The organism is Anaerosphaera aminiphila DSM 21120, from assembly GCF_900129925.1.
GTDB classification, from domain to species: Bacteria; Bacillota; Clostridia; order Tissierellales; family Peptoniphilaceae; genus Anaerosphaera; species Anaerosphaera aminiphila.
In genome coordinates this window covers 1-26,665 of record NZ_FQXI01000002.1, presented here as the reverse complement: position 1 = coordinate 26,665, position 26,665 = coordinate 1, and the positions used below count along the sequence as shown (strand labels likewise).

Here is a 26,665-nt window from a genome sequence, read left to right as displayed (position 1 = left end):
TTTTAAACTTAATAGTAATAAATTAACACACAATTTCATTTAATACAGAAAACATAAAAAACAACACTTTAAATATTAAAGACGTTAAAATAATCTCATTTAACGACTTTATAAATTATTTCAAAAGAAAGTAGGAATACATGAAAAAAATACTAACAACTATACTGATAGCCCTGACGTCAATCGTTCTTTTAACAGGGTGCTCTAAAGCTGATAACTATATTGGAAATGCCGACGACGAAACTAAAACTCTAATAGGTGAAACTATTTTAAATTATAAGCAGTCCCATCCATTTGAATCTGCAATGGTTCTGGATGAAAATAAAACTAAAGTTTTTGATGGGGAAACTTATATTAAAATAGTATCGGGCTATGGATATGAAAGTTTTGACTCCTATAAAAACTTGCTAAATAATACTTATACAAAAAACAAAATAAAAGACCAGTTAAACTTTGATTCTAAAGACAGTTTAATTAAAGAATCAGACAATCTTCTATACTTAAATTCCAATGATGCAGAACTTTTTAAAGAAATATTCGGAAAAACCAAAGTGGACTTAAATAGCATTGATGTCATTACAAAAAGTGAAAATGCTTTAGTTATAAGTTATAAGACTTATTCATCTGACTTGTTTTTTAAAGAACCTTTCACTGACTATTTAGTTTTAGTGAATGAAGGTGGAAAATTCTTAGTTGAAGATGTAATTGACAAATACAGCATTCCAGATAATGAAGAAATTTTAAAAATCAGTGAACACTTTAATTTAGGCTCTGAAAATTCAAATCTAATACTAAGAGGATCGGGAAGTTCCTTTAACAATGCTTCTAAAACTTTTTTTAAAGTTTATGAACTAAAAGACAACTCACTGGAGATAAAATATGCCTGCGCCCTTCCCCAAAATCCAAATCTTCCCATAGAAAATTTGGAAATTGAAGACGGACAAATTTTAAATAGTTATTTTAAAAAACTATATCCAAATAATGACAATACTAAAATGCTAATAACAGTTGCAGAAAATACTGAAAATACAAACTACTCTCCTAAAACAGAAGAACAATATGTAATATATAGCTCTTTTAATAGTGGTAATGGTTCTGGCGAATATATTGTAATACCCAAGTATGTTGACAGTGGATTTATTCAACTTAAAAATTACAAGGAAAATGGATTTTTTCAACTAGATGACTTTATAAATGGAGTTTCAGGTGACTATACTATTTTTTCTAATGACAGTAAAGAACCTGCCTTTGAATTTAAAACTGAAGATTTAAAAAACAATATAATTCCAGATGGAGTTAAGCTAGTTAACTACTATGATGTTTTAAATATATTGGAAGAAGCTCTATAGCATAAAAATACTTTCAACTTTGGAGGAAACAAATGAACAAAATAATTTTAACACTGCTTTTAATTCTTTCAATGTCCTTAACTCTTGTGGGCTGTTCCAGACCTGACAAGTTCGTTGGAAGTGCAGACGACGAAACTAAAAAACTGCTATCTGATACAATATCTAACTACGACTTAACTAGAAATATCTTTGGGGACAACGTAACTTTTGACCTCTCTGATGTAAGAGAAATTGAAGGGAAAAAATATATAAGAGTTTCAGGGGATATCTTTGAAAATTTAAACTCCTATAAAAAAACAGTTGAGGAGACTTTTACTTTAAAGAGAAGTGAAGAAATATTAAACCAACTGGAAGATTCAAAGAGCATTTTAAGAAACTTTGACAATAAATTGTATGTAGCAGACTACTATGCCCAGCTTCCAAAAGAAGTGCAAAAGCTAAGAGTGAGTATTGACAGTCTTGACTTAATAACTAAAAAAGATAATCTCTTAATAGTAAACTACAGAAAGACAAATACAGGAATGACAAAAGTAACTTATACTGACCAAGTTCTTCTACTTGAAAAAGAAAATGGCAAGTACCTAGTATCTGAAGATATTTCAAAGTACACTCCTGCAGATAATGAAGTTAAGAAAATAATTGAGGAGAACTATAAAATACCTGAAGACAACTCCACTTTCATAGCTTCCAATAGTTTATATTTAAAAAATGTTGGAGAAAATGACGAAAATACATTTTTAACTCTCTATAAAGTTTTTGAACCTGAACAAAGTAAATTAGTACTTAAATACAGTGCTATGTACAACAGTTCAGAAAAAAGCATAGAAAATTTAAGCATTGTAAATAATCGAACTGTAAATAAAGTCTTTACTGATTTGTGTTCTAATTCAAGTGCAAAGCTGTTAATCATTCCAATAAAAGAAGGGGATAATCCCAAAAAAGTAGTGGAGTTTATAAACTACAGTGATGAGGAAAAAGAAAATCTTCCCAAATATATTTTAATTCCAAAGTACCTTGATGAAAATAATTTAAAAATCAGCAGTAGTAACTTAAACCTAAAAGACCTATATTCAACATTTTACATGGGCTTAGATGGAAATTATACCCTTACCTACAGCGACAGTGAAGGTGTTTTAAAATTAGATACAAGTACCTTGGAAACTGAAAAACTTCCAGCAGAGGTAGAAAAATTAAATTTTGAAAAATTTAATGACTATTTGGGAAATATTAAATAATTTACTCCCATTATTCACAATTTTCTTGTATATTATAAGTACTTGATAAAGGAGTGATACTAAAATGAAAAATGTTAAACGCAAAAGAGGTCCTTCCTTCTTAAGTTTTCTGGGATCTCTTGCAGCTATTATATTTGGTGTTCTCTGGACAGTACTGGCATATCTTGGAACTTCCAGTTTACGTGCTACAGATGGCACTATGAAAATTGTAGGCTACGCTTTTCCAATCTTCGGAATAATATTTATACTAATGGGTATTTTTGAAGCCACATATAACTTTAAAAGAGCCATGTCTCAAAAAAAATCTATAGAAGAAGACACTCTCCAAGAAGATGAAAATAGAACTTTTAGTTTATTCTCTAAAAAAAATAAAAATCCCTATAGGTCTACACGCTCTTCCTCTAATGCTGAAGATGAATACGAAGATGAAGACTATGACTTTAGTCAGACAAATCCAAATATGAATTTTAAAAAATACTGTACAGAATGTGGCGCTCCTCTAGATAAAAATTATAAATACTGCCCTGAATGTGGCAAAAAAATATAAGACCTAAAAATTTAGGTCTTATTTATATAAATTAGATTTTTCCAACAAGATCAATTCCCGGAGTTAAAACTTCATCTCCCGGTTCCCAAGCTGCAGGACATACTTTATCACCAAATTTAGCTACAAATTGAGCTGCCTGTACTTTTCTCAACAACTCTTTTGCATTTCTACCTATTCCAGGAGAGTTAACTTCATAAGCTACTATTTCAAGCTCCGGATTTACTATAAATGTTCCCCTTAGAGCTTGTCCTTCTTCTTCCATTAACACTCCAAAAAACTTAGATAATTTAAAGTTTCTATCAGCTACCATAGGATATTTTGCCTTTCCCACAGCTTCTGATGATTCGTGCCACTCTTTGTGAGTAAATTCTGAATCTGTTGAAACAGCATAAATTTCACAATCTGCCTCTTCAAATTTATCATATATATTTGCAATATCCTCTAATTCTGTCGGACAAACAAATGTAAAGTCTCCCGGGTAAAAGAAAAATACTGACCACTTTCCCTTTAAGTCTTCAGTTTTTAATTCTCCGAAAGATTTCTCATGATAAATAGGTGTTGTAAACTCTTCTAATTTTTTTCCAATTAAATTTTCCATTAAATCTACCTCCTCTCACTATTTACCCCGCAAATTATTTTTTACTCCATTTTTGATAATAATTATTATTAATATTTTATTTAATATAATTACTTAATTCGTAGCTTTCAATTACTTCTTTTCCCAAAAGGGTTATTGCGCGTTCAGGGCAGATATTTATACATCTGTAGCACATTGTACAACTGCTTTTAGCTATTACTTTATTTGCCTCTGTCTCCAAATTTTTCATTGGACAAATATTAATGCACTTCTTACAGTTAATGCATTTAGAACTATCTATTTTAATTGCATCTGTATAGTTTTTAGTCTTATTAGAAAACCATAGTCTTTGTCCCAAAAGCCCCAATATATGACTAAATAGTCCAAGTCCTTCTCTTGTAGTATTTCCATTTTTAAAACTGTATGCAGCCTTCTCTATCTTCTTAGTAGCCCTATTTATTATCTCTCTATTTTTCTCATTCTCTTTTTTTAACAACTTTGAATCACTAATATTGTCAGGCATAATTATATGAAGTCCACCTATAATATTTCCGCCATATTTTTTAAACAGTCTCGCAGAACATCCTGTGCCGTCTCCACTAAAAAGTCCCATAGTTGCTATTATAAAAATATTCTTATTCTTAAAAATTTCACTGTTATTTACTATAAAGTCACTTACTATCTTTGGAGTGTTGCTAAAGTAAATAGGATAAGCAAATACAATCTCACTATTATTTTTTATTTCATCTAAAACTTTGCTATCTTCTATAGATACTGTATTTGAACCTTCAAAATTTTCTAAAAATTTCTCCACACAGTACTTTGTATTTCCCGTTCCGCTAAAATATACTCCTAACATTTTAAACTCCTTTCAAAGTTAAATACCTGAAAAAAATCGCTTAACTTATCTTCCAAGTTTTTATCATATTTTACATTTTTCATTGTGGCTATAGAAGTTATTCCATAAATAAATGCCCACAGTGTAATTACCAAGTCTTCCATTTTTTCCTGTGAATAGTTAAATCCTTTAAACAATCCTAGAACTACATTTTTATAAATTACGTAGGGTTTATAATTAAATTCATCGCTACTTGCTATAGACAAATTTATATTTATATCTGACATCCCGTATAAAAAAGAAAAATATTGAGGCTTTTCAAGAAAAAATTTCACATAAGCTCTTCCCAAGTACAACAGTATATCTTTATCTTCTCCATGCTCTTTTACAGTTTCTTCTAAAGTTTCTGCAAATTTATCTGTAATATATTCTTTCATAGCACTTAAAAGCTCGTCTTTATCTTTAAAGTGACTATAGGGAGCAGAGTGGCTAACGCCACATTCAAGAGCAACTCTTCTAAGAGATAATTTTTCTAAACCATGTTCACTTATAATTTCAATTCCCTTTTCTATTAGCTCTTTTTTTAAATTATTGTGATGGTAAGATTTATTTAACATTTTGCCCTCCAATCTTTACACTGTCTATATTATAATTCCTAAACTTTACACTGTCAACTTACTTATAAAAAAAGCAGCGTGAAAATTCACGCTACTTATTCTGCTCTTATAGTTTCTACTATAGACATCTTTTTAATTCTATTATAGGGACTGTAAATTGCCACTATAGAAGCACCTATAACTATTAATACTATTACTGATATTTCAGTTAGCGGAAGTGTCCACGGTGTCCCCCAATAAGCTGTGACCATATTTTTAAATAGGTATTTATTTATTGTAACTCCCACTGCACATCCTACTATGCTTCCAACTATTGAATAGGTTAATGTTTCAGAAGCCACCATTTTTAAAAGCTGCTTATCACTCATTCCAACAGCTCTCATAAATCCATATTGTTTAGTTCTGGCAGATACACTCATTGATACACTGTTATTTATATTAAATACTGTAATTAGGGAAATCACTGCAATAAATCCGTATATGAATAGCAGCATAGAATAATAAGCTCCCTTTGCTTCACTTTTTCCCTCTCTTAAATCAGAGTAGTCTACATACTCACCGGCTATTTCGTGTATTTCTTCAATATCTCCATCAGTGACGTCTCTATTAAATTGAATATCTATTACACTATATCCGCTTTTCCCAGTCAGTTTTTTAAATGTATCTTCACTACAAATTAAAATTTCCTGCTCACTATATAAATCAGCGCTGGACAATAATCCCACAACTTTTAAATCAAAAATATTTCCATTAACTTTTAAATTTACGCTGTCGCCAACTTTAAAAGCATTTTCTCTGTCTTTTACTATTAACACTCCACCATTTTCCACATCACTTAATGAGCCCTTTAATAAATCTCTTTTTGCCCAATTAATTCTATTTTTTTCATAGGAGTTTAAGCTTATCTCCACTTCTCTATTATTTATTACAGCTGTAATATCGCTGTCATTCATTAGACCATATACTTTTTTTACACCTTTAATCTCTTCTAGTTCTCTTACTAAATCCACATTAATTAGAGAATTCTCTCTACTTATTATTGAAAAATCAGGTGAACTCGGTCTTATGGGCTTTACTCCATGGTTCATAAAATCTATTATAGAAGAAAATGCCAAAAACAAAATTATACTAAGTGAAAATGAACTCACCATTAATATAAAATTTTTCTTATTTGATTTTGCATGTTCAATTCCAAGAGCTGTTTCAACATTAAATAATTTTGTGTTTGCAGCTTTTTTAACTGCTTTAATATTATTTGCATTTCCACGTATTGCCATTAGCGGAGATACCTTTGAAGCTTTTTTCGCAGGAGACTGTGCCGCTAAAAGCACTGTCAACACTCCCACTACTACACCTAATACAATTCCCACAACACTAACTCCAAAAATCGGCATTTCTGAAAAGTAGCGTGGGCTTGCAAATCTAAGTACTCCACATAATGCCCAAACCACTACTACACTCATTAATACTCCAATTGGAATGGCTATCTTACACCAGTTTAAAGCCTCTTTTCTCACAAATTTCATAACTTGTTTATCTGTTGCTCCAAGACAGCGCATCAGTCCAAAAAATTCCGTTCTCTGAATTACATTTGTATTTAAACTGTTGGTTATCATTATAATTCCTGAAAGCATTACTAAAACAAATAAGACAAAAGCCACAGTATATAATTGCAATGCGTAGTTGTGGTCACTTTGTCCTAAGATTCCCAATAACTTTGTGTTACCTTCAACTTGAGAGTCTGATAAATTATAACTGTCTTTTATTTCAGACAGATTTTTTTTCATATTGCTGTAAGGGGAGAACTGTACTAAAAACTTACTTTGTTTAACACCCTCTGTAATATTTTTTGCAAAGGAATTTGAAGTAAGCCATGCTCCATAGAAGTCGTCAGCTAGATTTAAAGATGTGCTTTCCATAAATCCTACAACTGTAAAATTTATTGCTCCTCCACTTGGACTACTTAAAATCACACTATCTCCTATTGAACTTTTTAAACCTCTCTTTGCATTTTCACTTATTAATATTTCATCGTCATTTTCCGGATATTTCCCCTCTACTATTTTTAAATCAAAAATATTTTCAAATGGTTCTTTATCCATTCCCACAATGGAAATTTTTTTATCACCAATTAAATACCCTTGATTTTCCAACATTTGAGAATATAATCCCGAACTTTTTACATCTGGTCTTAGAGAAATCATCTCAGCATCACTTTGGTCTACATTAAATCCATAGTGCCAATTCCCTTCATCTTTTATAATTTGTATTTTTTGACTTCTTATTTCCATATCTGCCATTCCAAATATTGCAGACACTAAAAATACAGCCAACACAATACAAATAATCGTCATTGTATTTTTTCTTCTGTTTTTCTTTGCTGAAATACTTACAAGGTCAAGATAATTTTTCATTGCTCTCTCCCCCTAAATCAGTAAGCACTCCATCTGTAATACTAAGCACTCTGTCCACTGATGAGGTTAAATTCACATTGTGAGTAATCATTAAAATAGTCTGTTGAAATTCTCTTGAAGCTCTAACTAACAGCTCCACTACTTCCCTACTGTTTTTAGTGTCTAGGTTTCCCGTAGGTTCATCTGCTAAAATTAGCATTGGCTTAGTAATAAGAGCACGTCCTATTGCCACACGCTGTTGCTCTCCACCTGAGAGCTCACTTGGAAGGTGAGCACGTCTATCTTTTAAATTTAACACTTTCAGAATTTCTTCCACTTCTTCCGCCTTTGGCTTTTTATTGTCCAAAAGTATGGGAAATATTATGTTTTGTTCTACTGTCAACTCTGATATTAGTTGAAAATTTTGAAATACAAATCCAATATTTCTCCTTCTAAAAATTGTCCTCTCTCTTTCTCTCATACTAAATAAATCTCTTCCGTCTAGGTAAATTTTCCCGGAAGTAGGGTTGTCAAGAGCTCCTACACAGTTTAATAAAGTACTCTTTCCCGAGCCGGATTCTCCGATTACTGCAATAAACTCTCCCTTATTCACAGAAAAAGACACATCTTTTAAAGCCTCTACTCTATTTGCAGTCTTGCCATAGGTTTTATATAGTTTTTCTACTTTTAACACTTCCATCTTCTTCACCTCTTTCTATAAAGAGATTAACAAATTTAGATTACTTAAACGTGAATTCCAGCTTACAATTTTGTAAGAAAGGACAGTGTAAATACTGTTCCCCTCTCTTTACTGCTCTCCACACTGAGTATTCCATCTTGCCCCTCAACTATAGATTTTGAAAGAGAAAGTCCAAGACCCACACTCTTCGTGCCATGTGATTTTTCTCCTCTATAAAACCTCTTAAATATATGGTGTATATCTTTTTTTGAAATGCCACTTCCCCTATCTGAAACTGTTATCTTTAACCTATCTGCCTTTTTTCCCCAAATAATAGTTATACTGTCTCCACTACTTGTATAGTCCAGAGCATTTTTTACAATATTTCCCAGAGCTTCACTTGTCCACCCTATGTCACAGAGCAATTTTTCTTCTACTGCTCCAACTATGACTATTTCCTTGCCCTCTCTTACTGAGCGCTCTTTAAGTTGGTCTATTGACTTATTAACTAAATCTATTACAAAGTACTCCTGTTTTTGAAATTCTATACTACCTGAATCCAAACGAGTAATTTTTAACATTAAAACTATTAATTCTTCTATTCTGACTATTGAATCAGCAATTTTATGGGAAAATTCTTCAATCTTCTCTGGATTTTTACGCTCATCTAATATTATTTCATTGTAAATACTAATTGCCGATATTGGCGTCTTTAATTGGTGAGAAATATCTGAAATTGTATTTCTCAAAAACAACTTTATACTTTCTTCTCTCTCTATTTTAGATTTTAATATTAGTGCCAAATTGTCTATCTCTGTAAATAATCGGTACAGTCCTCCATCTCTTTGTTGGGATAGTCGCCTGTTAAAATTTCCCTCTTTGAACTCCTCAACTGTTTCAATAGCACTACTATAAATACTCTCCCTCTTTTTTAAGTAGAAAGCTGAAATCAGTACTATTAAAAGCGAAAAAAATAAAGTAAAACACAGTGTTTTTAGTATGTATTCATAGCTAAAAGATGAAATATTATCCATAGTATATACGCTTGTTCCCTCTGTCTGTCCTATTTTTCTAAGTAAGTTTTCTCCCTCAGGGTTAATGTTTTTACTTGCCATGGCTCTTGCCACAACTTCTTCTGAAACACCTTCCTCTAAAAGTGAACTTGATATCAAACTCTTACTTTCCAAAATTAATTCTCTCACACTGTCTATTTGCGCTGTAGAAAATATTAACAAGCCCACAACCATAGTAATACAAATTAATATTAAGCTTATAAAGTAGTTTTTTGTCTGCTTCTCATATAAAAAGCTCATTTACTCACCTCATCACACCTATATCCAAATCCTCTAACTGTAATTATTCGCCTTGGCTTAGATGGATCTTCCTCAACTTTTTCTCTAAGGCGCCTAATATATACTGACAAAGTATTATCGTCTACAAAGTTTCCACCTTCATCCCACAATTTACTCAATATTGTATCTCTGGTTACAGTGTTACCTGAATTCTGCACTAGTAAGCTGAGAAGTTTATACTCTGCACTTGTTAAGTACAAACTCTTTTCCTTTAACTTTATACTGCTGTTTAAACGGTCAATTACAATATCTCCACAGATTAGTTTCTCGCTGTCTTCACCAAAGCTTTCCATTCTTCTCAAAAGAGCATTTATCCTGGAAAACAACTCCCCCATTTTAAAGGGCTTTGTTATGTAGTCATCTCCTCCACTGTCCAGCCCTCTAATAATATTTATCTCTTCATCAAAGGCAGTTAAAAAAATTATGGGAACTCTATTTCCCCTCTGTCTTGCATATTCACAAACTTCAAATCCCGTACCGTCTGAAAGTCCAATATCCAGTAGCAGTAGATTATATTTATTTAAATCTATGCTCTCCTTAGCTTCTCTAACTGAGCAGACTACATCTACATTATAACCGCCTTTATTAAGTGAGTACTTAAGTCCATCTATTAAACTTAAATCATCTTCCAGTAGAAGTATTTTATTTTTCATATTTCCTCCTAAATTTATAAATCATATAGTAATTTAAGATATTCTTCTTTAAATTTAACACACTACTCAATAAAACAAAAGAGCAGTTGCTTTCACAACAGCTCAATCTTTTTCTCTATCTAACATATGAGAAGTGTAGTATTCTATATTTTGAAATTTGTCTATTTCCTCCTGTTGTGCTTCAGTTGGAGAGTCTGTTGCAACATCATCTATGACGAACCAAGTTTCTTTTAATATTGAAACATCTTTAGTAAAGTCTGTTAAAAATTGATTGTACTCATTTCCCGTCCAACCAATTTGTTTAAAAACTTCATTCATTAAAAATGCAGGCTCTAAATCTCTTCCCACTCCCACAAAGTCATTTCCCAATTTTTTCTTTGCAGCGTTATTTGCCCAAATTATATAGGGTGTTTCATACATATTTCTAATTCCCTCTGACTCATCTAAGCTGTGCTTTATTCCAAACATGTCAAATAAAATTTTATTGTCTCCCATTGATGGACAGTGGTCCCCATACATTACAAGCACTGTGGGCTCCTTTGAATTTCTGAGGTGCTCTACAAGTATATTCATAGAGTTTGTAGACTCTTCTATTCCGCTTAAATAGTTGTTAAAATAATTGTACCACTCTTGATCATAGCCGTCTTTCCACTTTATAAATGTCTTATCTCCGGCTTCTTTTGAATATGGTCCGTGATTTTGATAGGTCACTCCAAAGGAAAAATATGGACCTTTGGCTGTTTCTTCATCAAATTTTTGATTTAAATAACTGTAGAACACGTCGTCCATTGCCATACCTTCACTTAAGTCTTTAAAGGCATTGTTGTACTCATAAAATCCGTTAAACCCAAGTTTTGGATATATGTTATTTCTGTTGTAAAAACTCCCAACATTAGGATGAAATCCATAGCTGGTATAGCCCTGTTCCCTTAAGTATCTTGGATAAGACTGCGTTTCCTTGTTAAAGGGAGGATTGTGTTTATACCCTGTTAAAAAATTTGTCTCTGTTAAAAAAGTTCCTCCACCAAAGGAATTTACTACTACTTGTCCTGCAATGGACTCCTTTTGCAACTGCTGAAAATATTCATAGGGATTAGATTCAAATTCGAAAGATTCATTTTGAAATTTATAAAAATCCTTATAGGACTCCAGCATTATTGCCACAACGTTTACTTTTTTATCTTCTTCAATATCTTCATAGTTATAGCTGTTATAGAGCTCCTCTGCTTCTTTTTTATTGTAGTCCGGATACTTATAAGCCTTTGATGACTTAATAGAGTAAATGAATGGGTACAAAAATCCCTTAGACTCATATCCATCTAGTTCAATCCACATATTTAACTTACTTCCTGCTCCAAGAGCGTGGTATTTTTCAAAATTAAACAAGAACAAACCGGTAAATAACGCCATTGCACAGGCAAATCCAAAAACTTTTCGCCATCTAAACTTATAATCAAAATTAAACTCTCTTAACTTAAAAAATAAAATTACTGTAATTACGAGAATTGCAGCTAAAACTAAAAAGTTTAGAGAAGTAAAATTTAAATCGTACTTTTTTGACATTGTGAAAGCTTCACTTACTAAAGTCACATCTCTAGCTAAAAGTGGCTCTTCTCTATATATTATCTTTATATAATTTACATATGCGCCAATATTTACTGCAAGTGAAAGTATTAAAAAAGAAGTCCTTAGAGATTTTAGTAAAAACCCAAGTAGAACCATTAAGAGAAACATTGGTATAAAATTATATAAAAATATTTCAAATTCTTTAAAATAATTTATAAATAGTCCCTCGCCATATCCATAACTGCTAATAAATAGAGAACTTACAGTTATTAACAGTGACAACACAAGAGACACTACATATATATTTTTTTTCTTTGTGTCCAAAACATCAGCTCCAAATACTTTAATTTTTTGATATTTTATAATTATACCTCAAAATTAAAGAGCAGTCTAAAATAATTATTTTAAACTGCTCTTTTTATTAATTATCATGTACTATTAACTCTAAAACATCAGGTCTTGCATAGTGTCCTGACGGGTCAAAGTCCATTCTACTCAACGGAACCTGACCAAGGTCTAAGTCTGCATATGCTATTTCTTCTCTGTTCCAAATAGGTTCTACAACATACTTTCCAAAGGGATTAACTATACAACTTCCTCCGGGGCAAAGTTCTTCCGGCAAGTCATCTAAATCACTTTGGTAGTTAAATATATTTGGATACATAGATTTATTTACATATTGATTACACCCTATGACAAAGCACCTTCCTTCAAGTGCAATGTGCCTCATTGTAATTTGCCATTCTTCTCTGTTATCAGCTGTTGGCGCTAAGTATATAGAAACTCCTCTTTCGTAAAGTGCCGCCCTTGCAAGTGGCATATAGTTTTCCCAGCAAATTAAGCTACCCATTGTTCCGAATTCTGTGTCCACTGTAGTTATAGAATCAGAGTGACCATCTCCCCAAATTAATCTTTCACTACCAGTTGGTTTCATTTTCCGATGTTTTCCAACTATCTCACCTGTAGGTCCAAAAATTAAAAATGTGCAATATAGAGTACAGTTACGTGAATCTCGCTCTGTAATTCCAATTCCCACATAAGCCCCTACTTTTTTAGCTGCCTTTCCTATTTCATCTGTGTCTTTACTTGGTACAACTACAGAGTTGTCATAGAATATCTTCCAATCTTCTCTGCCCTCCATAGTTCTACTGCCAACTACAAATCCATAGGAAAATCCCCTTGGATAGCAGGGAATAAAAGATTCCGGAAATATTATAATATCTGCTCCCTTATCTCCTGCCTCTTCAATTAGTGAAATGGTCTTTTTTACAGTTGCATCCTTGTCAAATAACACCGGTGATGCTTGAACTAGGGCTACTCTACAGTTTTCTCTTACATCTTTCAAAATACTACCTTCTTTCCAATAAATACTATATGTAAGTTTATTTACAAATCTTTTTTCAATAAAGAAATATTTAAATACTCTCTTAGAACTTGTAAACTATCTCTACATCTAATTAAATCACAAAAGCTCAGCTATTTAAAGCTTTTACATTTTTTATATGTGCCTTTAGCTTTTTTATTGCCCAGTCATAGTGACTTGATGTAGCGGAAATGCAGTAACTTCCCAAACTTGAAGTTCCTGTCCACGGGAAATACTTTTTAGTAAACAGCTCTTCATCTGTAAATGAATCTATGATTTTTATAACTTCAACATGGCTTTTCTCTAACATTTTCTCTGCTTTTATTTGAGAAGCGCTTTGATGCTTTTCCCAGAACTCCACATTCATTTTGCCATATGTTTTCCAATTGTAAGGCTCAGGTAAAAATGGTTTATCATCCCCGACTCTATTTGCACTCACCCAATTAATTAATAAATTATGCCATTCATATAAGTGTATAAGTACGTCTCTAATATTTTTATCTCTATTCCAATGAGCTTCCTTTTTCTTTAAATCAGCTTCAAAATTAAAAGGTGTAGATATTTCTTCTTCACTCATAGACTGGATTAACTCCATTAACTTCTTATACTGACTGTCTGCAGCAATTAGTAAATCCGCTTTTGTGGTCGGTCTTGCCATAAATCTTCCTCCTGGTAAATTTAGAATCTATTAATAAATTTTTATATTTTCTTAACGGGATGTCTAATAACTGTCTTTAATTTTGAAGTTCCCGTCTTCCTGGGGTCAGACAAGTAAATTTCATGATGGTGCCTATTTTCTGTTATATCTTTTAAATACCCATTTTCTTTTAAATACTCATCCATCTTCTTTACAGTTTCAGGTTCATCATCATAGGAGCCAATATGCATTATTTGAACGCAAAGTCCCTCAGTTATATTTAAAAATTCAGCTTTAGAGCAGTCTAACTTCTTCTTTTTTTCTGCTTCATCTACTGCCCACTTAAAGTCCGCTTCTGTTACAAACTCCGGAAGTCGAATAAGAGATATCCAATTAAAATTCTCCTTGTTACTGTAGTCCACACCTATTACATTATCCTGCCACCAAAACCCCTCAAGTGGTGGAACTACAAATTTATAGTATCCTTCAATTTGATGCTCCGACTTATAACTCATTCTAATAGTATAAGCTACTGCATATAGCACACTTATAGCTCTGCTATATTCTCCCTCTTTTTCGTTGGGATCTCCCTTTCCCCTTACTGCAATAAAGTTTATAGAAGGCACATTAACTATCTCAGGCTCAAGCTTAGGTAAGTAAAATTCTCTATACTCTTTTTTAAAATCAAAGGTCATATCACCATCTCCTCTATTTAATGTGTAAATTATACCAATAATATAGGACAACAGTCTGTCATATTTTAAAACTATTTTAAAAGGCGACTAATATTTAATGAAAAATTAGTCGCCTTTTAACTTTATTTTTAAATTTAATCTAACAGATATCCAACTTCTGCTTCCACTGCCTTTTTATAAATTGCATTTGCAGCTACTATGTCAAAAATTGCAATTCCCACTGTCTTAAAAAAGGTAGTCTTGTGTTCTAAGTCCTTAATTTCTCCTCCACTTGCTATTAATTTACTTATTCTCTTTACTTGAGAATTTTTTAATAACCCTGCTGCTATTGGCTGAATTAAATCTCCTGTTTCTTCCAAGGCAATATCTGCATCAATATATACATCTTCTACCAGAGAAGAAAGGGCATCGGGATACTCTCTCATAGTCGGCTTATAAGAACCTATTCCTATAAAGTGTTTTCCCCTTAATAGTTCTGTAGAATTTGGCATTGTAGGTTCTGTTGCTGTAGTAGCTGTTATTACCACATCAGAGCGCCTAACTAAGTCTTCTGAACTTTTACAAATTATAATCTCCACATCTGTTGGAATTACTTTTCTTAACCTATCCACAAAATCAGTTAAATCTTTTACATATTCATCAAAAATATATACTTTTTTAAAATTTCTCACCTTGCATGCATATAGTACTTGATAAAATCCTTGAACTCCTGCTCCGATTAATCCCACTGTTTTCACATCTTCAGGTGTTGTATATTTAATTCCCACGCCGCCGACTGCTCCTGTTCTAAGAGCCGTTAAAATTTTCCCATCCATTAGGCAGGTTGGCTTTCCCGTTTCAAAATCATTTAACAACATAAGTCCATCTAGAGATGGAATTTTCTTTTCCACATTTTCAGGGAACACTGTAAGTATTTTTGTTCCAAAGACATCGTCTAAAAAACAGGGCATATACAACAGTGTTTTATTTTTATAATCTACGTGAAACCTATCAGGCATATAGTATTTACCTTCCTCATAAATAACATAAGCTCTCTCAATAGCTTCAATCATCTCTTCATAGGAAATAACACTTTCTATATCTCTACTACTTAAAACCAGCACTTTAAAATCCCCACCTTTTTATTTAGGTTACTATACTTACACTTGAACAACCTGTCTTGTCTTTTTTAACTATAATCTGTCTGTCAATTTTTTCTTTTAATTCAGATACATGAGATATTATCCCAACTAATCTATTTCCCTCTGACAAACTGGAAAGTGTTTGAATTGCTTGGCTAAGTGACTCGTCATCAAGCGACCCGAATCCCTCATCTACAAACATTGTATCCAATTTTATTCCACCGGCTGAGGATTGAACTTCATCTGATAAACCCAGTGCCAGAGAAAGCGATGCCTTAAAGGACTCTCCTCCTGAAAGAGTTTTTACACTTCTCTCAGAACCGTTGTAGTGGTCAATTATATTTAATTCCAAGCCACTTTGACTTCTGTTGTTTTCCTGCTCTACTCTTCTCTTTAATTCATACTGTCCATTAGTCATATTCATAAATCTGGTATTTGCGCGAGCAATAATCCTGTCAAAATAAGTCATCTGTATATAGGTTTCCAGCATTATCTTTTCCTTACCTGCTATATTTCCATTGGCAGTCTTGGAAAGTGAACTAACCCATGTGTATTTAGTTTCGCCTTTCCCAAGTGTTTTTAACTGTAGATTTATATTTTCTAAAGCCGAGTTGTTGTTGTCAAGGCGGGAGGAAATGCTTGTAAACTCCTCCATATATCCCGATTTTTCTCTTTGAAGATCAAATCTTCTTTTTTCTTCTAGTTCTATATTTACTTCTTCAGCTACTTGAATTTCTTCTTCCAGTGTTTTTATTTTAGATTCCAGTCTGGTAATTTCAGATTTAATAGAGTCTAATTTGCTTACAGCCTCACTGTAATCCCGCTCCATTTTATTTAAAACTTGCTCTTTTTCTAAGATAACCATCTCTGCTTCTTCTCTGCTGCTGTGAGCAAGATTTTTTCTAAGTTTTTCCAATCCTTCGCTCTTGTGTTTAACACTACTCTTTAAATCTGCAATTTGTCTATCTCTTTCCAGTGTTTCTCTCTTTATATCTTCTTCTCTTTTATTTAACATAGGTAAAGTTCTTTCAAGCTCTTCTAACTTTTCCACATTTCCATTAGAAATTTCAAGTTCTTTTAACAGTTCTTCTCTTTCTAATAGCAATTTATTTTTACTTTCTAAAAGCTCGGCGTAGACATTTGAAAAATCAACTTCTTTAAATATTTCAGTTGAGCTCTTTTCTATTTCCAGTCTCTTACTTTCAACTTTACCGCTTATCTCCGAGCACTTTCCACTTGCAGCACTGCTTTTAAGTGAAAGTTTCTCATAATTTTCCTTTAACTTATCTAGAGTTTCTCTGTCAGGTGCTTTTTCTGACAACTTAGCCTTAAGGGGATGCTCTGTAGAACCACAGACAGGGCAGGGTTCACTTTCTCTTAGCTCACTTGCCAAAATTCCGGCTTGTTCATCTAAGTAGGCCTTATTTTGAATGTCATATTGATTTTTTGCGCTTTCCATTTCACTGGATAAAACTTTGTAATTTTGCTGTTCACTTTCTAACAGCTCTTTTAAATTATTATACTCGTGAAATGCTTCTATTACGCTTTCTACTTTTCTTCCTTTATTTTCCAGCTTATCTATTTTAGATAGGAGTTTTTCTCTATCAGCTCTGCAGTCTTTTAAATCACTTTGCTCTTTTAACTTCTCACTTATTTCTTTAGAAATTAACTCTGACGACTTAGTTAAACTCTCCAGAGAAGTTTTTTCATTTTCCAAAGACTTCTCTATTTTTAAAATTTCACTTTGAACTTCATCTAGTTCTATATATTTTTCCAGCTCTCTCTTTAAAATTAAAGTTTCCTCTTTAAGCTGTTCTCTGCTACTTTTCTTTTCTTCTTCAAGTTTGAGATTTCTCTCTGCCTCTTCCCTTTTAGGCGAAATTTCTAAAAACTCAATTTTATTTTGCTCTAAGTTCAACTTTGTCTTTTCATTATCCTTTGCCTTAGCTATCTTTTCTGAAATTTCAGACAGCGTTTTTTCTGTATTGTCTAACTTTTCTTTAACTTCAGACTTTTCTATTTCATCTTGCTCTATAATTTTTTTAAGAATTTCAACTGTCTCTTCTGTAGTGATTTCACTGTTCTTACCCATATTTAACTGATCACTTAGCTCACTGTCTTCTCTTACTTTTATTCCATCTATATACTGCCTTATGCTATTTTTGTGCTTTTCTAGTTCTTTATATAGCTTTGAGGCCTCTGAACTTAGCTCTCTTTGTAACTTTTCATAGGGTTCGGTGTTGAAAATCTTTCTAAAAATTTCCTTTCTCTCGTCAGTGGAGGCAAGTAGCAGTTCTAAAAATTCACCCTGTGCAATCATGGCTATTTGCTTATACTGATTTCTATCTACTCCGATTATTTTATTTATTTCCTCAGTGACTTCTCTGGTCTTTGTAATTATTCTGCCATCGGGACAGATTAACTCCGCCTCTGCTTTTTGAGTAGCCATGCCCGTTCCACGCTTTGAAGGTCTTTCATATTCAGGATTTCTCTTTACAGTGTATTCCTTTTCTCCATACTTAAAGACAAGTTCTACAAAAGTTGGAGTTTCAACAGCTGCATACTTACTTCTAAACATATTTGCATCACGATTTTCTCCACTGGGATCGCCATATAGGGCATAGATTATAGCGTCAAAAATCGTAGTCTTTCCCGAGCCCGTATCCCCTGTAATTAAATAAAGTCCTCTTTCTCCAAGACTGTCTAAGTCCAGCACAGTTTTATTTGCATAGGGTCCAAAAGCCGAAAGAGTTAATTTTATCGGTCTCATTTACTTGCCCTCCCACACTTTTTCTATTAATTCCACTAAGTAATTTTCCTGTTCACTGTTTATCTCTCCATTGTTTTGCAATTTATAAAAATCTTCAAACAGTTCCAAGGGAGATTTAGTCTCCACATCACTTGCTCTATCTATTTTATTTTCTGTTCTGGTTCTCTCATTGTCATAGTCAATTCTCATAATATTTGGGTAAATAGTCCTAAGCTTTCCAATTGCATCTACTATATTTTCTTCATCAGTAAGAGTAATGTGAAGGTAGTCCTCTTTATTAGTATTTTCATAAAAACTCTTTGCAGTAACTTCCATATAAGTTCCCCTAATTTCCCTTAAATCTCTAAGTGGAATCAGTTCTCTCATCCTTATTTTCACTTCTTCTTTTTTATCTCCAAATTCCAATATGGTCACAGATTTTTGGTGACTTGCCTCTGAAAAAGAATATTTTAACGGTGTTCCACAGTATCTAATAGTATCTCTCATTATTTTTTGTGGCTTGTGAATATGTCCCAGAGCAACGTAGTCAAATTTTTTAAAAACTTCACCGTCTACGTTGTCAGAACCTCCAACTGACACTTCCTCAGAGTCCGATCTCACTGCACCTGTTACAAATTGATGAGTTATTAAAACATTTCTCTCATCTTCATTTAAATCTATATTTTCTATAGCTACACGTACTGCATCTGTGTAGGAGTTTATTTCTTCTTCCGGAAAACACTGTCTCACATTAACTGGCTTTATAAATGGCAACAAATAAAAATTAACACTGCCATATTCATCAGACAAGCTGACCTCTTTTATATTGCCGTCGTAAATTGGCGATATATATACTCCGCTATTGTCAAAAATTCTGGAACCAAAGGACAGTCTCGCCACTGAGTCGTGATTTCCCGCAATTATCAAAACTGTTACCTCTCTCTTTGCCAACTTAAATAAAAAGTCGTCAAATAGCCCTACAGCCTCTGCAGGTGGCACTGATTTATCATATACGTCTCCCGCTATCATTACTACTTCAGGATTTTCACTGTCTATTATTTTTAATATTTCCTCTAATATATATTCTTGATCTTCAATCATGGAAAACTCATTTACTCTTTTCCCAATATGTAAATCTGATAAGTGAATAACTTTCATAAGCACCTCTACATTTATATTCATTACAACAATGTTTATTATATCATTTTAATACTCTATATTTTTTAGTATATATTTTAATTATAATTATATTTTAAATTTTAACATAAAAAGACTCCATATCCTAAGATATAGAGTCTTTAACTATTATTTTTGAATTACATTGTAAATTATCTGTGCTATTTCCGCTCTAGTTAGATTAGCTTTTGGGTCAAATTTATTATCTTCTTTCCCTTTAATAAATTCTCCCGCCTTTAAAAAGTTTACACTTTCTATTGCCCAATCTGAAATTTTATCTTGGTCTTTAAATAGTTCATTTGAACTTTCTCCAAGGTCTACCTTCATATATTTTAAAGTATTATATAAAAGCACAGCCATCTCTTCTCTGGATATATTGTCTTCTCCTCTAAATGTTCCATCTTCATATCCTTTTACTATTCCAACTTCAAAGGCCCAGTTTACATAAGGTTCATAAAAAACACCCTTGTTTAAATCTTTTGCTTTGGCAATTTGGTACTTGCTTACATCTACTTTTGCCAATCTGCCTAAAACTGTTATAAATTCTCCACGAGTTGCCTTTTGATTTGGTGCAAAGTTGTATTTGTCAACTCCGTTAAAGTAACCCTTTTCAACTACATATTTAATAATATCTTTAGCCCAGTGATTGTCTATGTCTTTAAAGTCATTTGTACTCACTACTTCTTTTGAAATCACTGTATTCTTTGATACTTCTTTAGTAGCTTTACTAGGTGCCCAGTTCCATGAACCGCTTGAACTACTACCACTGGAACTTTCTTCCTTACCTTCTTTTAAGTTTAGAGATTTAATTGCACTGTTTAAGTTTCTAAAAGCTGTGTCAACTTCTTCTTGACTAGCACTTAAATCATTTAAAGTTATCTTAGCTTTTTCTAATGCATCTTTTAAATTAGCTACAGAGCTACTAGTGTATTTTCCCTCATCTATTTTCTCTGCTTCAGATATCTTTTCACTTAATTTAGATTTATCTACTGTTGGCTCTGGTTCATTTTCTTCTAAATTGCCTATTGATGTATTTAAATCTGATAGTGCATCATCTACTTCTGTTTGAGTTGCATCAGCTTTATCCAATACAGTTTTTGCATTATTTCTTACAGTTTCAAATGCATTCCAAGATTCATCAGTATAATTGTCTTTAGCTTTGTTCTTCACTTCATCATATTTTGCTTGAAGGGCAGTTTTATCTACTGCCGGTTCTGGCTCTTTTTCTGCCAAGCCGGCTACTGCTGTATTTAAATTCGCCAATGCTGTATTTACTTCTTCTTGCGTTGCATCATCATTTTCTAGTACAGACTTTGCAGCATCTCTTGCAGTTATAAATACAGTCCAAGAACCATCTGTATAGTTGTCTTTGGCTTTATCCTTTACTTCATCATATTTTGCTTGAAGTGCAGTTTTATCTACTGTTGGTGCAACCGGTTTTGCAACCAATCCATTTATTGCTGTATTTAAATTTGATAACGCATTATTTACTTCGTCTTGCGTTGCATTATCATTTTCATTTACAGTATTTGCATTTGCCAAAGCATCTTCTAAAACTTTAAAAGATTCTGCTGTATAATCCTCTTTTTTCTTACTTTCTGCATCTGCTATTTTTTCTACTAATGCAGTTTTATTTGCTTTTTCTTTTAGGTTAGTTATTGCTGTAGTCAAATTGTTTAATGCTGTATTTACTTCTGTTTGAGTTGCATCAACTTTATCTAAAATATTCTTTGCAGCTTCTCTTGCAGTTTCAAATGCATTCCATGAATCATCGGTGTAATTGTCTTTAGCTTTATCCTTCACTTCATCATATTTTGTTTGAAGTGCATCTTTGTTTACTGTTGGTTCTGGTTCTTTTTCTACCAAGCCTTCTACTGCTGTAGTTAAGTTCGCTAATGCGTCGTCTACTTCTGTTTGAGTTGCATCCACTTTCTCCAATATAGCCTGTGCTGAATCCCTCGCAGTTGTAAATGAATTCCAAGAATCATCTGTGTAATTGTCTTGTACTTTATCCTTCACTTCATCATACTTTGCTTGAAGTGCAGTTTTATCTACTGTTGGCTCTGGTTCTTTTTCTGCCAATCCAGCTATTACTGTAGTCAAGTTCGCTAATGCTGTATTTACTTCTGCTTGCGTTGCATCAGCTTTATCCAATACAGTCTTTGCTGCATTTCTTGCAGTTTCAAATGCATTCCAAGAATCATCTGTATAGTTGCCTTTAGCTTTATCCTTTACTTCGTCATATTTTGCTTGAAGTGCAGTTTTATCTACTGTTGGTTCTGGCTCTTTTTCTACCAGTGCATCTACTGCTTTAGTTAAGTTCGCCAATGCTTTATCTACATCATCTTGGGTTGCATTGTCATTTTCATTTACAGTCTTTGCATTTGCCAAAGCATCTTCTAAAACTTTAAAAGATTCTGCTGTATAATCCTCTTTTTTCTTACTTTCTGCTTCTGTGATTTTTGATTCCAAAGCAGTTTTATCTACTGTTTCTACTTTTTTATAAGTGAATATCAATTGTTCATTTAATTGTGTCTGACCATAGAACATAAATATCCAATAATCTTTTCCATCAACTAATTGTGATGTATCAGAATTTTCTAAAATTATATCCTGTTCCATATCCTTTTCAATTCTAAAAGCTTTTGATGAAAAGTTCATAAGTTCATTTGCTGTTCCATATTCTGCTACGACAGCACTAAAGCTACCTTCTACTAATCCGCCAATTGCTTTTATCTTTACAACTATATTTAAATCACTTGGCTTACTTACAATTTTAGGGTTGGTGTTTTCAACAAATCTAGGGTTTTCTAAAATATTCATTTGACCTAAAACTTTTTCTTTTATTTCTACATCAATACCATTTCCTAAATATTCATAGCTTCCCGTAGCAATTTCATCTTGTGTATTTCCCTTGTTGTATATTATTTTAGCTGTATATTCTCCAACTGGGATTGGATTATTATTATATGTTATATCATCATTAATATTAAAGTTTTTTGTCTCACCTTCAGAAAGCACGATTTGACTTTCTCCAATGATATATTTTTGCCCACTTGTCTTATTTTCAAGTTCAATATATATAAGGGAGTTGTACTCTTCATTGCCATTATTTTTTATATTCGCATTAAATTTAGCTGTTGAGCCTGAATATAACTCCCAGCCTGGGTCCCTTGAAAAATCTAATAATTCAAGGTTCACACTATCTAAATCATCTAAATAATAGGTTACTTTATCTCCCTCAAGTCTTACTTTTATTACATCAGATTTATTAGTTTTACTTGGTATTTCTGAAAAACTCGTCTCATCTGTTGCTTTTTTATACATCTTAAGTTCATAATCGCCATCGGTCACATAATCAAGATTTTGCCAAATAATAGCTTGTTGAGAACCATACTGTCCAACTTCCATATTATTTATTGTTTGGAAAAGTTTTATTTCACCATTGATTTCTAATCCTAGTCCATATTCTCCTTGGAAACCAGATAAGCTCTCTACAAATAAATTCCATTTACTAATTAAAAGTTCTGATTTACTTGTAGTATATGGTCCATTATTCAAATCGGAAACTTCCTGTTTTGAATCATAATTTATAAGTTTTCCAGTATTTTCTGCTCTAATGGTTTTGTCCACTATATTTTCATCTTTTGGTTTTATTCCAACTAAAATTTCTTGATGCATATTATAGGTTCCACCTGCTGCACCTGTTCCAAGGGAAGTAGGGTTCATTGCGTCTAATGCATAATATCCATTGGCCATTCCACCCCAACCCCAGTTTACATGATAAAGGTTATTGTCATCATAACCATCTAATATAAATTGATGTCCACCAGATTTACCTGAACCACCATAGAACACCGGTCTTTTTTCAATTAATTCTTCTCTTACAATATTTTGCCAATCCTCTTTACTATATGAAGAGCGATATAAATCCTTTAAGCCTTCATCGTAACCAAAGTTTTCCACAAAAGCTTGTCCTGCATATAGTGATGCAGTCCCACTAGATTCTCCGTATTCCATTTTAGCTGCAACACCTGCATCATACATAAGCTGTGCTACATTTTGTCTTTGGGCTTCATCAGTTACTCCAATATAGGATTTCGGCATATTATCCCAATCATAAGTATGATTGGATATATCTGAACTAAGATTAGTAACCACACCTGTATATGGATTTCTCCAGTCATAGCTGGTATCTTTCACACCTTTTGTTGGATAGTTATAGTACTTCATAACTTGTGCCATAGCTGTTGCCACACATCCTGTAGCGGACTTTTTACCTGCTTCATATTCAGGTGCAAGAAGATTATAAGGGTCTAATTGGTCCCATTTTATATCATTTAAAAAAGGTGCAACTGTTTGAGATGTAGCTCCGTGTTCATCTCTAAGTAATACTTTTTCATCTATTACACATTTAAATTCTTTAGGGTTATTTCTAATATATTGGATTTGATTTTCATATTCTCCTATCCAATCCTTTACATATTCTGGAGCTTTATCATAGTTAAAACTTCCTTCATCAGAATACCCTAATATATCAGTAGCTCTCTTATCACCTGATACGATTACAAATCCAGAATCAGCATTGTTAAATATAAATAATTCCGGAGCATCATCACTTGAAAATAACGATCTCTGTGAAACTTCTTCAGGATAAACTTGCTCTAAATCTATTATCTCTTCATCATGAAATACTCTTTTAGACTTTCCACTTCCAAGTTGGCTTAAAAATTCTACTGCCACATTTTCTGCCCCTTTAGACGTTCTAGTCTCCCCGCCTACTTCCACATCTCTTGCAATAAATTCATTAAAAGATGTGTCCTGCGCTTTTAAGTCTTCATTTGCAAATGTTGATATTGGCAAAGAAGTAACCAGCAATATAGTTACAAATAAAACGGTTAAAAAACGTTTGAAAAAACCTTTCTTCATATATTATTCCTCCTGTCAGTAAGTAATTAACTATCTCTCTACTTATATTATATTTGTATAATATTATTTAACAAGTGGAAGTTTGTTTATAGTAAAACCAGTCATCAAAATCTGCTAAGAATTTGTTAATATTATAACTCATATATAAAAAAACACTTCAGATATTAAATATTTAACATCTGAAGTGTTTTCAAATCTTTTATTTTCTATTAGAAAATATTTTATTTATTGTTACTTAATTCTTTGAACTAGTTGCTGCAATAATATCTTTATATGACCATAAACTTTCATCTACATCTTTAAATGGATTTACAACATTAGAACTGCTTTTTTCTACGTCGATATTTTCCATCCTATTGATTATTACTACTACTTCTTCACGGCTAATATTATTGTCTGGTTTAAATGTTTCATCTGGATAGCCTTTAATCCAACTTTTTGTAGTTACTGCTCCAATATATCCTTCTGCCCAATGTCCATTAGCATCTGCAAAGCTATTATCTGCTGATGTCAAACTATTATATCTTGCAATAGCTGTTACAAATTCTGCTCTGGTTATTTTTTCTTCCGGACGGAATGTTCCATCTTCATAACCTTTCATCAAGTTATTTTCAGTAACGTATCCTACATATTTTGCATACCAGTCAGTTGAGTTAACGTCACTATATGCTAAATTTGAAGTAACATTTGGCTCTGCACCATTTGTCTTAAGTCTAGTAAATATAGCTGCTACTTCTGCTCTTGTCATATTTTCTTTTGGTCTAAATGTTCCATCTTCATATCCTTTTATATATGCTTGTTTAGTTGTGCTAGGTATTGTACTTACCTGTGTTGTTTCTATACTAGGTTTAGATGATGTCCAACCTCCAGTAAATCCAAAATCTCCACCACTACTATCTTTTTCCCAAATTGCATATAGAGTTGTGTTTTCTCTTATTGTAAATGCATCTCCTAGTTGGTATTCTCCTCTTGTTGCATATTTACTTGTTGACCAACCTTTAAAAGTATAATCTGATTTTTCAAGTGAGTTTCTTCCTAATACTATAACATTGTCTCCATCATTATATTTATTAGAGTCAAATGGTGCTGTTCCTCTTGCTCCATTACCATCATAATTAACTTTATATGTTACTTCTTCAGGTGTTTCTACTCCTGGAGTAACTTTGTTGATATTGTCTATTGCTTCTTCTTTTTCCTTTGTTACTTCTTCTTCTGTTCCTGCATTATCTACTGCTGTCTTTCCTTTTTCTTGTTCTTCTTCAACTTTTGATATTGCATCTTCTTTTGATTTTTCAGAAATATCGGTTCTATCTTCTATTTCTTTTATCTTATCTGCTGCCGCTTGGTCGATTTCTGCTTTTGCTTTTGCTTTTGCATCTGCTAATTCTTCTGCTTCTGTTTTTGGAGTAACTTTATTTATTTCTGTTATTGCAGTATCTTTTGCTGTTCCTACTTCTGCTATTGTAGTTGCATCTTCTACTGCTTTATTTCCTGCTGTTTGTTCCTCTTCAACTTTTGATATTGCATCTTCTTTTTCTTTATCTGAAGCGTCAGGATTTGCTTCGATTTCTGCTATCTTATCTTCTGCTGCTTTGTCGATTTCTTTCTTTGCATCTTCTTTTGCTTCTGCTAAGTCTTTTTCCCCAGTTTCAGGAGTAACATTCTCTATATTTTCTATTGCTTCTTCTTTTTCTTTAGTTACTTCTTCTTCTGTTCCTGCATTATCTACTGCTGTCTTTCCTTTTTCTTGTTCTTCTTCTACTTTTGATATTGCATCTTCTTTTTCTTTATCTGAAGCATCAGTATTTCCTTCGATTTCTTTTATCTTATCTTCTGCTGCTTTGTCGATTTCTTCCTTTGCTTCTTCTTTCGCTTCTGCTAAGTCTTTTTCCCCAGTTTCAGGAGTAACTTTGTTAATTTTATCTATTGCTGTAGTTTTTTCTGTTTCTACATTTTCTACTGTAGTTGCTTCATCTACTGCTTTGTTTCCTGCTGCTCTTTCTTCTTCTACTTTTGCTTTTGCTTCGTCTTTAGCTTCTTGGGATACATTGTTCATGCCTTCGATTGCTGCAGTTCTATCTTTTGCTGCTTGGTCGATTTCTGCTTTAGCTTTGGCTTTTGCATCTGCTAATTCTTCAGCTTCTGTTTTTGGAGTAACTTTGTTTATTTTGTCTATTGCATCTACTTTT

General features: G+C 32.7%; 19 protein-coding genes. 3 read left to right on the top strand and 16 right to left on the bottom strand.

The window, feature by feature from the left end; translation table 11 throughout:
• The first annotated feature begins 140 nt into the window (after positions 1–140).
• The 3 genes from BUB47_RS02535 (at position 141) to BUB47_RS02525 (ending at position 3,131) form a co-directional block, all read left to right on the top strand.
• Positions 141–1,349 carry a hypothetical protein gene (locus tag BUB47_RS02535; RefSeq protein ID WP_073183469.1) on the top strand — a complete coding sequence of 403 codons (1,209 nt, stop codon included), beginning with the start codon at positions 141–143 and terminating at the stop codon, positions 1,347–1,349.
• A gap of 32 nt (positions 1,350–1,381) precedes the next feature.
• Positions 1,382–2,584, top strand: a complete 1,203-nt coding sequence (locus BUB47_RS02530) for a hypothetical protein (protein ID WP_073183467.1) — start codon at positions 1,382–1,384, stop codon at positions 2,582–2,584.
• A 64-nt stretch (positions 2,585–2,648) separates the two neighbouring features.
• Entirely contained in the window at positions 2,649–3,131 is a 483-nt protein-coding gene (locus BUB47_RS02525; protein ID WP_073183466.1) for a zinc ribbon domain-containing protein, read from the top strand.
• 31 nt (positions 3,132–3,162) lie between these two features.
• On the opposite strand, the gene BUB47_RS02520 is transcribed toward BUB47_RS02525, so the two are convergent.
• The 16 genes from BUB47_RS02520 to BUB47_RS02445 all read right to left on the bottom strand — a co-directional run.
• Complete coding sequence (locus BUB47_RS02520) at positions 3,163–3,729, bottom strand: redoxin domain-containing protein (RefSeq protein ID WP_073183464.1); 567 nt, start codon at positions 3,727–3,729, stop codon at positions 3,163–3,165.
• 76 nt (positions 3,730–3,805) lie between these two features.
• The gene (locus BUB47_RS02515; RefSeq protein WP_073183462.1) at positions 3,806–4,567 is read right to left on the bottom strand and encodes an EFR1 family ferrodoxin; all 762 of its coding nucleotides are present in this window, start codon (positions 4,565–4,567) and stop codon (positions 3,806–3,808) included.
• The gene (locus BUB47_RS02510) at positions 4,561–5,163 is read right to left on the bottom strand and encodes a TetR/AcrR family transcriptional regulator (RefSeq protein WP_073183460.1); all 603 of its coding nucleotides are present in this window, start codon (positions 5,161–5,163) and stop codon (positions 4,561–4,563) included. Before BUB47_RS02510 ends, BUB47_RS02515 begins: the two co-directional genes overlap by 7 nt.
• Positions 5,164–5,258: 95 nt before the next feature.
• On the bottom strand, positions 5,259–7,577 hold the full coding sequence (locus tag BUB47_RS02505) for an ABC transporter permease (RefSeq protein WP_073183458.1): 2,319 nt from the start codon (positions 7,575–7,577) through the stop codon (positions 5,259–5,261).
• A complete protein-coding gene (locus tag BUB47_RS02500) occupies positions 7,561–8,256 on the bottom strand; it encodes an ABC transporter ATP-binding protein (RefSeq protein ID WP_073183456.1) in 696 nt (231 codons plus the stop codon). The genes BUB47_RS02505 and BUB47_RS02500 overlap by 17 nt, the downstream gene beginning before the upstream one ends.
• 62 nt (positions 8,257–8,318) lie before the next feature.
• A complete protein-coding gene (locus BUB47_RS02495) occupies positions 8,319–9,548 on the bottom strand; it encodes a sensor histidine kinase (RefSeq protein ID WP_073183455.1) in 1,230 nt (409 codons plus the stop codon).
• A complete protein-coding gene (locus tag BUB47_RS02490; RefSeq protein ID WP_073183453.1) occupies positions 9,545–10,240 on the bottom strand; it encodes a response regulator transcription factor in 696 nt (231 codons plus the stop codon). The genes BUB47_RS02495 and BUB47_RS02490 overlap by 4 nt, the downstream gene beginning before the upstream one ends.
• A gap of 102 nt (positions 10,241–10,342) precedes the next feature.
• Complete coding sequence (locus BUB47_RS02485) at positions 10,343–12,130, bottom strand: LTA synthase family protein (RefSeq protein ID WP_073183451.1); 1,788 nt, start codon at positions 12,128–12,130, stop codon at positions 10,343–10,345.
• Between the two features lie 97 nt (positions 12,131–12,227).
• Positions 12,228–13,151 (bottom strand): carbon-nitrogen hydrolase family protein, encoded by a 924-nt coding sequence (locus BUB47_RS02480; RefSeq protein WP_073183449.1) that lies wholly within the window; start codon positions 13,149–13,151, stop codon positions 12,228–12,230.
• Positions 13,152–13,278: 127 nt separating this feature from the next.
• Positions 13,279–13,827 (bottom strand): ClbS/DfsB family four-helix bundle protein, encoded by a 549-nt coding sequence (locus BUB47_RS02475; RefSeq protein ID WP_073183448.1) that lies wholly within the window; start codon positions 13,825–13,827, stop codon positions 13,279–13,281.
• Between the two features lie 41 nt (positions 13,828–13,868).
• Positions 13,869–14,501, bottom strand: coding sequence for a GyrI-like domain-containing protein (locus tag BUB47_RS02470; protein WP_073183446.1), 633 nt, complete (start codon positions 14,499–14,501; stop codon positions 13,869–13,871).
• Positions 14,502–14,635: 134 nt separating this feature from the next.
• Positions 14,636–15,604 (bottom strand): ornithine cyclodeaminase family protein, encoded by a 969-nt coding sequence (locus tag BUB47_RS02465; RefSeq protein ID WP_073183444.1) that lies wholly within the window; start codon positions 15,602–15,604, stop codon positions 14,636–14,638.
• Positions 15,605–15,626: 22 nt separating this feature from the next.
• Positions 15,627–18,392, bottom strand: a complete 2,766-nt coding sequence (locus tag BUB47_RS02460; RefSeq protein WP_073183442.1) for an AAA family ATPase — start codon at positions 18,390–18,392, stop codon at positions 15,627–15,629.
• Positions 18,393–19,529, bottom strand: coding sequence for an exonuclease SbcCD subunit D (locus BUB47_RS02455; RefSeq protein ID WP_073183440.1), 1,137 nt, complete (start codon positions 19,527–19,529; stop codon positions 18,393–18,395).
• Between the two features lie 147 nt (positions 19,530–19,676).
• On the bottom strand, positions 19,677–24,476 hold the full coding sequence (locus BUB47_RS02450; protein WP_073183438.1) for a C10 family peptidase: 4,800 nt from the start codon (positions 24,474–24,476) through the stop codon (positions 19,677–19,679).
• 235 nt (positions 24,477–24,711) lie between these two features.
• Positions 24,712–26,665, bottom strand: a 1,954-nt coding sequence (locus BUB47_RS02445) for a DUF1542 domain-containing protein (protein WP_073183436.1), incomplete at its 5' end; no start/stop codon positions are given.

Coding starts and splice junctions, on each gene's coding strand:
- BUB47_RS02535 (WP_073183469.1), top strand. CDS start 141: ATGAAAAAAATACTAACAACTATACTGATAGCCCTGACGTCAATCGTT.
- BUB47_RS02530 (WP_073183467.1), top strand. CDS start 1,382: ATGAACAAAATAATTTTAACACTGCTTTTAATTCTTTCAATGTCCTTA.
- BUB47_RS02525 (WP_073183466.1), top strand. CDS start 2,649: ATGAAAAATGTTAAACGCAAAAGAGGTCCTTCCTTCTTAAGTTTTCTG.
- BUB47_RS02520 (WP_073183464.1), bottom strand. CDS start 3,729: ATGGAAAATTTAATTGGAAAAAAATTAGAAGAGTTTACAACACCTATT.
- BUB47_RS02515 (WP_073183462.1), bottom strand. CDS start 4,567: ATGTTAGGAGTATATTTTAGCGGAACGGGAAATACAAAGTACTGTGTG.
- BUB47_RS02510 (WP_073183460.1), bottom strand. CDS start 5,163: ATGTTAAATAAATCTTACCATCACAATAATTTAAAAAAAGAGCTAATA.
- BUB47_RS02505 (WP_073183458.1), bottom strand. CDS start 7,577: ATGAAAAATTATCTTGACCTTGTAAGTATTTCAGCAAAGAAAAACAGA.
- BUB47_RS02500 (WP_073183456.1), bottom strand. CDS start 8,256: ATGGAAGTGTTAAAAGTAGAAAAACTATATAAAACCTATGGCAAGACT.
- BUB47_RS02495 (WP_073183455.1), bottom strand. CDS start 9,548: ATGAGCTTTTTATATGAGAAGCAGACAAAAAACTACTTTATAAGCTTA.
- BUB47_RS02490 (WP_073183453.1), bottom strand. CDS start 10,240: ATGAAAAATAAAATACTTCTACTGGAAGATGATTTAAGTTTAATAGAT.
- BUB47_RS02475 (WP_073183448.1), bottom strand. CDS start 13,827: ATGGCAAGACCGACCACAAAAGCGGATTTACTAATTGCTGCAGACAGT.
- BUB47_RS02470 (WP_073183446.1), bottom strand. CDS start 14,501: ATGACCTTTGATTTTAAAAAAGAGTATAGAGAATTTTACTTACCTAAG.
- BUB47_RS02460 (WP_073183442.1), bottom strand. CDS start 18,392: ATGAGACCGATAAAATTAACTCTTTCGGCTTTTGGACCCTATGCAAAT.
- BUB47_RS02455 (WP_073183440.1), bottom strand. CDS start 19,529: ATGAAAGTTATTCACTTATCAGATTTACATATTGGGAAAAGAGTAAAT.
- BUB47_RS02450 (WP_073183438.1), bottom strand. CDS start 24,476: ATGAAGAAAGGTTTTTTCAAACGTTTTTTAACCGTTTTATTTGTAACT.